The organism is bacterium (genome assembly GCA_023230585.1).
Taxonomy (GTDB): Bacteria; Ratteibacteria; UBA8468; order B48-G9; family JAFGKM01; genus JALNXB01.
In genome coordinates, this window is the sequence record JALNXB010000080.1 from 1 (window position 1) to 6,602 (window position 6,602).

General features: G+C 38.4%; 4 protein-coding genes. All 4 read left to right on the forward strand.

The window, feature by feature from the left end; all coding sequences use genetic code 11:
- Positions 1-2,295: hypothetical protein (locus tag M0P98_08815; GenBank protein MCK9266950.1), on the forward strand; the 2,295-nt coding region annotated here is incomplete at its 5' end.
- 639 nt (positions 2,296-2,934) lie between these two features.
- Complete coding sequence (locus M0P98_08820) at positions 2,935-3,846, forward strand: hypothetical protein (GenBank protein ID MCK9266951.1); 912 nt, start codon at positions 2,935-2,937, stop codon at positions 3,844-3,846.
- 354 nt (positions 3,847-4,200) lie between these two features.
- Positions 4,201-5,610 carry a copper amine oxidase N-terminal domain-containing protein gene (locus M0P98_08825; GenBank protein ID MCK9266952.1) on the forward strand — a complete coding sequence of 470 codons (1,410 nt, stop codon included), beginning with the start codon at positions 4,201-4,203 and terminating at the stop codon, positions 5,608-5,610.
- A gap of 212 nt (positions 5,611-5,822) precedes the next feature.
- Positions 5,823-6,293, forward strand: a complete 471-nt coding sequence (locus M0P98_08830; GenBank protein MCK9266953.1) for a glycine zipper 2TM domain-containing protein — start codon at positions 5,823-5,825, stop codon at positions 6,291-6,293.
- Positions 6,294-6,602 lie beyond the last annotated feature (309 nt).

Here is a 6,602-nt window from a genome sequence, read left to right on the forward strand (position 1 = left end):
AATTGGCAGGTAGGCGAGATAGTCTATCAGCAAGGAGATGAATGGTTACAGGTTGTCCCAACAGAAGGTACACTTATACCAGCAGAAATAATACCTGGTTCTAAAAGTGCTGGAACTAATAGTTGCAACATAACTATAACAGCCACAAAAGGTGAATTAACAGGCGGTACCTACAATGCTACAATTCCTATCACTTCAAACGGTGGTAGTGAAAACATTCTGGTTAAAATGGTTATTATTCAGCAACCAGAAATAGTAGAGCCACTTGACGAGGATTATTCAATAACAGAAGAGTTTCCATTTGTACCTTTTACTTCTCAGTTTTTCAGAAGCGAAACTGGCGGAACAGCCAACTGTGACTTTGAAATAGAAGAAAAGATAGAGTTCAACTCAACTGGAAAAGTATATCCCGGTACACTAATCTATGAATTGAAAGGCGTTAATAAAACTTTGAACGACCAAAATATTGTAAAATTAATAGCGCCTTGGGGGCTCTTTAAGCCAGATAAAAAATATAGATGGAGAGTTAGCGATAACGATATGGGGGAATATGCTCGTGAAGAATCTAACGACAAAGGTACTCCAATAACAAATCCTCTCTGGTCTGACTGGTCAGGATTTTTTGCAGTAGAAAGATATATTCCTGAAGTTGATGAAACAGATACTGACTTCCTTAACTCTTTCTCTGAAGCAGAAATAGACCTAAGAATAGATGGTGCACATCCTTTCAAAGACCCAAGAACAGGCGAACTTCTTATGGCTACCTACCCTGAATGTTCAACAGGTACTGGAAATGTAGTAGTAGAACTTCTTAATCCTGAGAATGTTGAAGGTACAGATGCCCTCGATATAAACTATATGTTTGATGTTCGCATAGAATTGGATGCACCCGGCGCAACTGCTACATTTGACCTTCTTATTCCGGGAGACTTTAACGGCGGGATTTGGAAATATAATCCTGATACAAACGAATTGTTAATTTTTGATGATGCTGAAATAAGAGGCACAGTTATAAATAATGAAGGTAATAAATATACAGTAGTAAAAATAACCCTACAAGATGGCGGAAAATGGGACTTTGATGGCGAAGCTAACGGAGTAATAGCCGACCCAATCGGTTTGGGCGTCTTTTCAGGTTTTGATAAGGTTTCTGGAGGTGGCGGATGTTTCATAGCAACAGCCGCTTTTGGTTCACCATTTGAAAGACACGTTCAGATACTCAGACAGTTCCGCGATAGATACCTTTTGACAAGTACAGCAGGTAAAGCATTTGTTAGATGGTACTACAAACATAGCCCTAAATATGCTTCTATTATCTCACAAAACGAAGCATTGAAAGCAGTTGTTAGAATATCTCTGTTACCTTTATACGGCATTGCTTACATCCTTGTGAAAGGGTTACTACCTTATATTCTTCTTGGATTGGGATTACTGCTTGTTGGGCTTAGAAAAAGAAATAGAAAGGCAATTGTTACCTTGCTTATGGTAGGACTCTTTCTTGGTGTAACTACGAACGTCTTTGGAGCAGAAACAAACCACTTCAAGGTAGCACCAGCAGAAGAAGCAACTGTTATAGTTCCAACTACCAAAACAATTGGTAGCCAGAAGGTTGCGGTTGATTTTTTCTACTCTTTTGCTAAAAACCCTCTTGAAGCCAAAGCGGGAGGAAAAGATATTGACCTTATTAAAGACCAGAGCTTGCTTAATGCTGGTATAACAATGGGGCTAACAGAAAACTCTCAAATATCTTTAGTTATCCCTTATGTTTTTAATCAAGGTGCAGCAAGCCCAATAGAAAAAGATGGTTTTGGAGATATGGTACTTAGTGGAAAATTGAGGTTACCTAACACTCTAATGGAAGGTAAAGTAGCGATTGCTCCTTACATACAATTTACAACAGGTAACGAAGACGCTGGGCTTGGTTCAGAAAACGCCGCTTTTGGGGTTAAAGGTATATACGACACAAAACTTAACGAGAATACCTTGTTTACTCTAAATCTTGGGTTTGCCTACCAGAGCAAAGAAAAACTTGCTCAGGTACCTATAAATCATTCTCTACTTTTTGGGGCAGGCCTTGTATATAATCTACCTGGAAACTCTTCCTACATATCAACTGAACTTTATGGTAGAAGTGAAGAACTTTTTGAGAGAGCAAGTTCTCCAGTAGAATTGCTTGTTTCTTACGGACAAAACTGCAAAAACTTTACTTTTACAGTAGGTGGCGGTTTTGCTCTTGTTGATGGGTACGGAGCAAGCGACTGGAGGTTGTTTTCTGGGTTAAGAATGGGACTATAAAGTTTTCTTAAAATACGCATACAAAAGGCGGGGCTTAAAACCCCGCCTTTTTTTTTACCATCCTAACGCTCGGTTTTGTCATCTTGAACTTGTTTCAGGATCTCTAATGTAACCCACGTTGGTAATAGGCACAACGTAAAAAACGAGATTCCGGATCAAGTCCGGAATGACATATAGGGGGAGACTTTTCCTTTACACTTTATTAAGACGAAGGTCGGACCTCCGCAAAATACTCCGAGGTACAACCTTCATCACTCGCAAAGACGGAATGGGGGGTTGTAAAAAACGAGATTCCGGATCAAGTTCGGAATGACATATAGGGGGAGACTTTTCACTACACTTGAGTAAAACGAAGGTCGGATCTCCGCAAAAGACTCCGAGGTACAACCTTCATCACTCGCAAAGACGGAATGGGGGGCTGTAAAAAACGAGATTCCGGATCAAGTCCGGAGTGACATATTGGGGGAGACTTTTCCTTTACACTTTATTAAGACGAAGGTCGGACCTCCGCAAAATACTCTGAGGTACAACCTTCATCACTCGCAAAGACGGAATGGGTAACTACAAAAAAACTTGACAAAAGACCTTCAAATTGGTAAATTAGTACTATAATACTAATTTTTTTATGGAGAAAACCTTATGAGGAAACCAAACAGGCAGAGTTTTATTGTCTTACTTGCTATTTTTGCTCTTGTTTCGTTTCTTGTTTCAAAAACAAACCTATCTAATCAAAAGAAAGCAAAGGTAAAATTATCAACCATCGCTCCTATTCAAGTAAACAAAGAACCAAATCTAAACCCATTTTCTGTTGTAAAACCTGTGGAAGTAAAACCATTTAAACAATACAAAACTACTGAATCTATTGAGCCTAAGGTAGAAAAAGAATATTCTGGACCTGAATGGCTTAAAAAAGTTGTTTCAATTTACGAAAAATATTATCCTTCTTGGCAAACTGGTAAGAGCGTAACCGGTTCTGCTCAACAAATAAACAATACTTCTGCAATTACAAATGTAACACCGCCGTCAACCTTTTCTTCTACTTTTTCCCTACCAACATCAACCTACGCATCTACAACTTCTCTTGCACCAGGAGCAACTCGAGTTGTTAACACTTCAACAACACCTTCAAGCAGTAAAGACACACCTGCTTTTTCTGGTGGTGGCGATGATTTAGAAGTAAACAAAAAAAACCTTAAAAGTGAAGTCAAGGTAGATGATAAGAATGAAGAAGATGACCCTCCAGCCCTGCCCACTGTTACTATAGTGAGAAGTATTGATGTGTCTGTTGTTACTCTTGATATAACTGTTAAGGGCGAAATAACTGGGTTGATAATTAATGAAAAATTACCATCTGGCTATAAAATAACCTCAGCGACTCCTAACTATTCAAAAGTGAGCAATACATCTTATCAATGGCTTTTGTTCGGAAGATCTGTTTCTGAGGATAAAATTATCTATCAGGTTAGTGGCTCAGATGGTGGGGGTATATCTGGAAATTATAGTTCAACAAGGGGTAGTGGGTCTATAATAGGGCAGAAAAATTTGCCATAATATTCTCTTTCTACCTACCCACTATGCCCTCCTGACGCCCCAAATTTGTCTTCCTGAACTTGTTTCAGGATCTCTAATGTAACCCACGCTGGTAGCAAGAAAAACGAGATTCCGGATCAAGTCCGGAATGACATATAGGGGGAGTTCTCATCTTTTATCCTTACTATAGTTACGTCTTCCGTTATTCCTCGCCTGCATAAAGCCCCTCCTACGCCAAGGTATACCTGCCGAAGCTTGTATTTTAGCGTAGGTTGGCTTCGGCGGGTAAAGCTCGCAAGATAAACTACAAAAGACGGAATGGGGGCATTACATTTATTTCTGGAAAAAAACTAAAAAAAAAGGTAGAATGATATTATGGAACTTGAAAGGGCAGATGAATTTGTTCTTAAAATAGGGGATAAACGTTACAGAGCAATCTTTAAAAGTAAAACTCCGGGCAGGGAGTTTGTATTCCAACTTTTGGTAAAGACAAAAATAACCGAAAAAGTTGTAGGAGACCTTCTCTTTAAAGATTACGACAACGTTAGATATTTTTCAAAGGGGTGCTTCTATTTTCCTGTACCTGACCTTGCTATATTCTGTCCTGATTCAGGTTTTGAAATTGATAGGCGTGGTTTTGAAAGGTTAAAGACAGAAGAGATTACAGGTTTTCTTATAGATGTTAGGAACATAGAAAAGAAGATGGCAATTTCTGCTTTTGACCTTTCAGAAAAGGGAACTAAAATTGCCACATACTACTCACTCCCAGTAAAAAAACATAAATATATTATAGAACTTCAACTTGACCCTAACGTTTTTCCTTTTTTTAATCTTTCACTGGGGAACGCTATTTTTTCCGCTTATTGTGAGGTGTCCAATATTCAGGTTGGCAAAGATAATGAGGTTTTTTATGGTCTTAATTTTACTAAAATTCCTCCAGAAAGCGAACATCTCTTAAAAATATTTTTAAGAGAATACGAGAAGATAGTGGAAGATAAAAATTTTGATGCTTTAAAAGAAAGTTCTGCCTATAAAGATGTATCTACAACTTTGTCGGAACCTATTATTAGCGAAATCCCTGCTCAAGATAAAGAAGAAAAAAAATATAAGGGAACTATTAACACCGCTGACATAAAACCTTTACAACCTATATCTACCAATCAGGTAGCAAATGAAGAACTTCCTATGCCACATTTTTCTTGGTTAGTTGTTAAATCAAAACAGGTGGTTCTGGTCTCAGTTTTATCTTTTCTTATTATATATATGTCGCTCTTTTTTTACCAATATTTGATTTTAAAAGGATTAAAAAAAGAAGTTGCTGGGACACCTAATGTTGTTTCGGCAGTTTCTGAAAAAGAAGAGGTAGAGGAAAAGGTTCTTGAACAACCAGAAGTGGAAACTCCGCTTGTTGCAACCAATATTACCAATGCAAAAAATGTAGAGGTTATACCCTTTATTCCGAGTGTAAAACCGGCAGGTCTAACATCTGAAAATTTCGTTGAAGTTTTAAAGGAGAACAAATTACCTATATACTCTATAGATGGCGTTGAGTATGTAAGTTTAAGGAGTGTTTTAAAGTTGTTTATGTATGAAGGGAAATTAGAGAAGAATAGCAGATCTGTAACTATCCCTTACAATGATACAAAGATTATTTTGAATTTTCCTTTATCTCAGATGGTTATCAAAAATGAGATTATAAATATGATGTATCCAATAAAAATGATTTCAGATGAGGTTTTTGTAAGTGTTGATGTGATGGAAGAGGCATTGATTTTGGCTCAGTAGTGCCCTCTTGTTCCGTCTTTTTAAGTTTGTCTTGCGAGTTTTATCTCTCGAGTATGTCAGGGGAGGGTTGTTAGCCTATTGCTTGTCATTGCGAGTGACCGAAGGGAGCGTGGCAATTACTACTCCTCTCGCCTCTCCCTTTGAGGGAAGAGAGGATGCAAGGTGAGAAGATAGTTTATACATTTTAATAAATAAATTTTAAAGGAGGAATTATGTATAAGAAAATCATTATATATTTTTTTATGGGGTTTATGGTATTTGCTTTAACGGGTTGCCAAACACCTCTTACTGGTTCCAGTTATGAAAGGGGTGAAGCAAGAAAAATGCACTCTGTCTATTTGGGAACTGTTATTGGTGTAAACGATGTTGTTATACAAGGTGAGTCTGGACCTGTTGGTACTATCACTGGTGCGGCGGCAGGGGCAGCAGCTGGCCACGCTATAGGTAAGGGGGCAAGTAGAGGCACTGCAACAGTTATTGGTGGGGTAGTTGGGGCAGTTGCAGGCGGGGCTGTAGAGCAAAAAGTCAGTACTAAAGAAGGCATAGAGATAACTGTGCAACTTGAAGATGGAAAGATTGTTGCTATAGTACAAGAGAAAGCCCCAGGCGAGTATTATAGAAAAGGAGATAACGTTCAGATAGTCTATTCTGCTAATGGAACTGCAAGAGTAAAGCATTATTGATTTTTTCACTTTCGAGTGATCTTGTCCAGAGTACCCAGTGGGACTTACTTCGCAAATTGCGGGGGCTTGTTTTATATTCACTCGCAATGACAATCTTTTCTTGTTTGCCTCTCCTCTGGGGGAGAGAATGCAAGGTGAGGGGGTTATTTATGTTTTTATCATTGCCTTTGTCTTTTCTTCCAGTAAAAAAGTATGTGTCTATGAACAAATTACGAGGTGCAACTACAACTCAAGCAAGAATCGGGCTGTTAACAAAAGGTTCAAGCCTTTTGTTCTTCTACTCTGAGCCTGTTAAGCCCTTCGGAGATG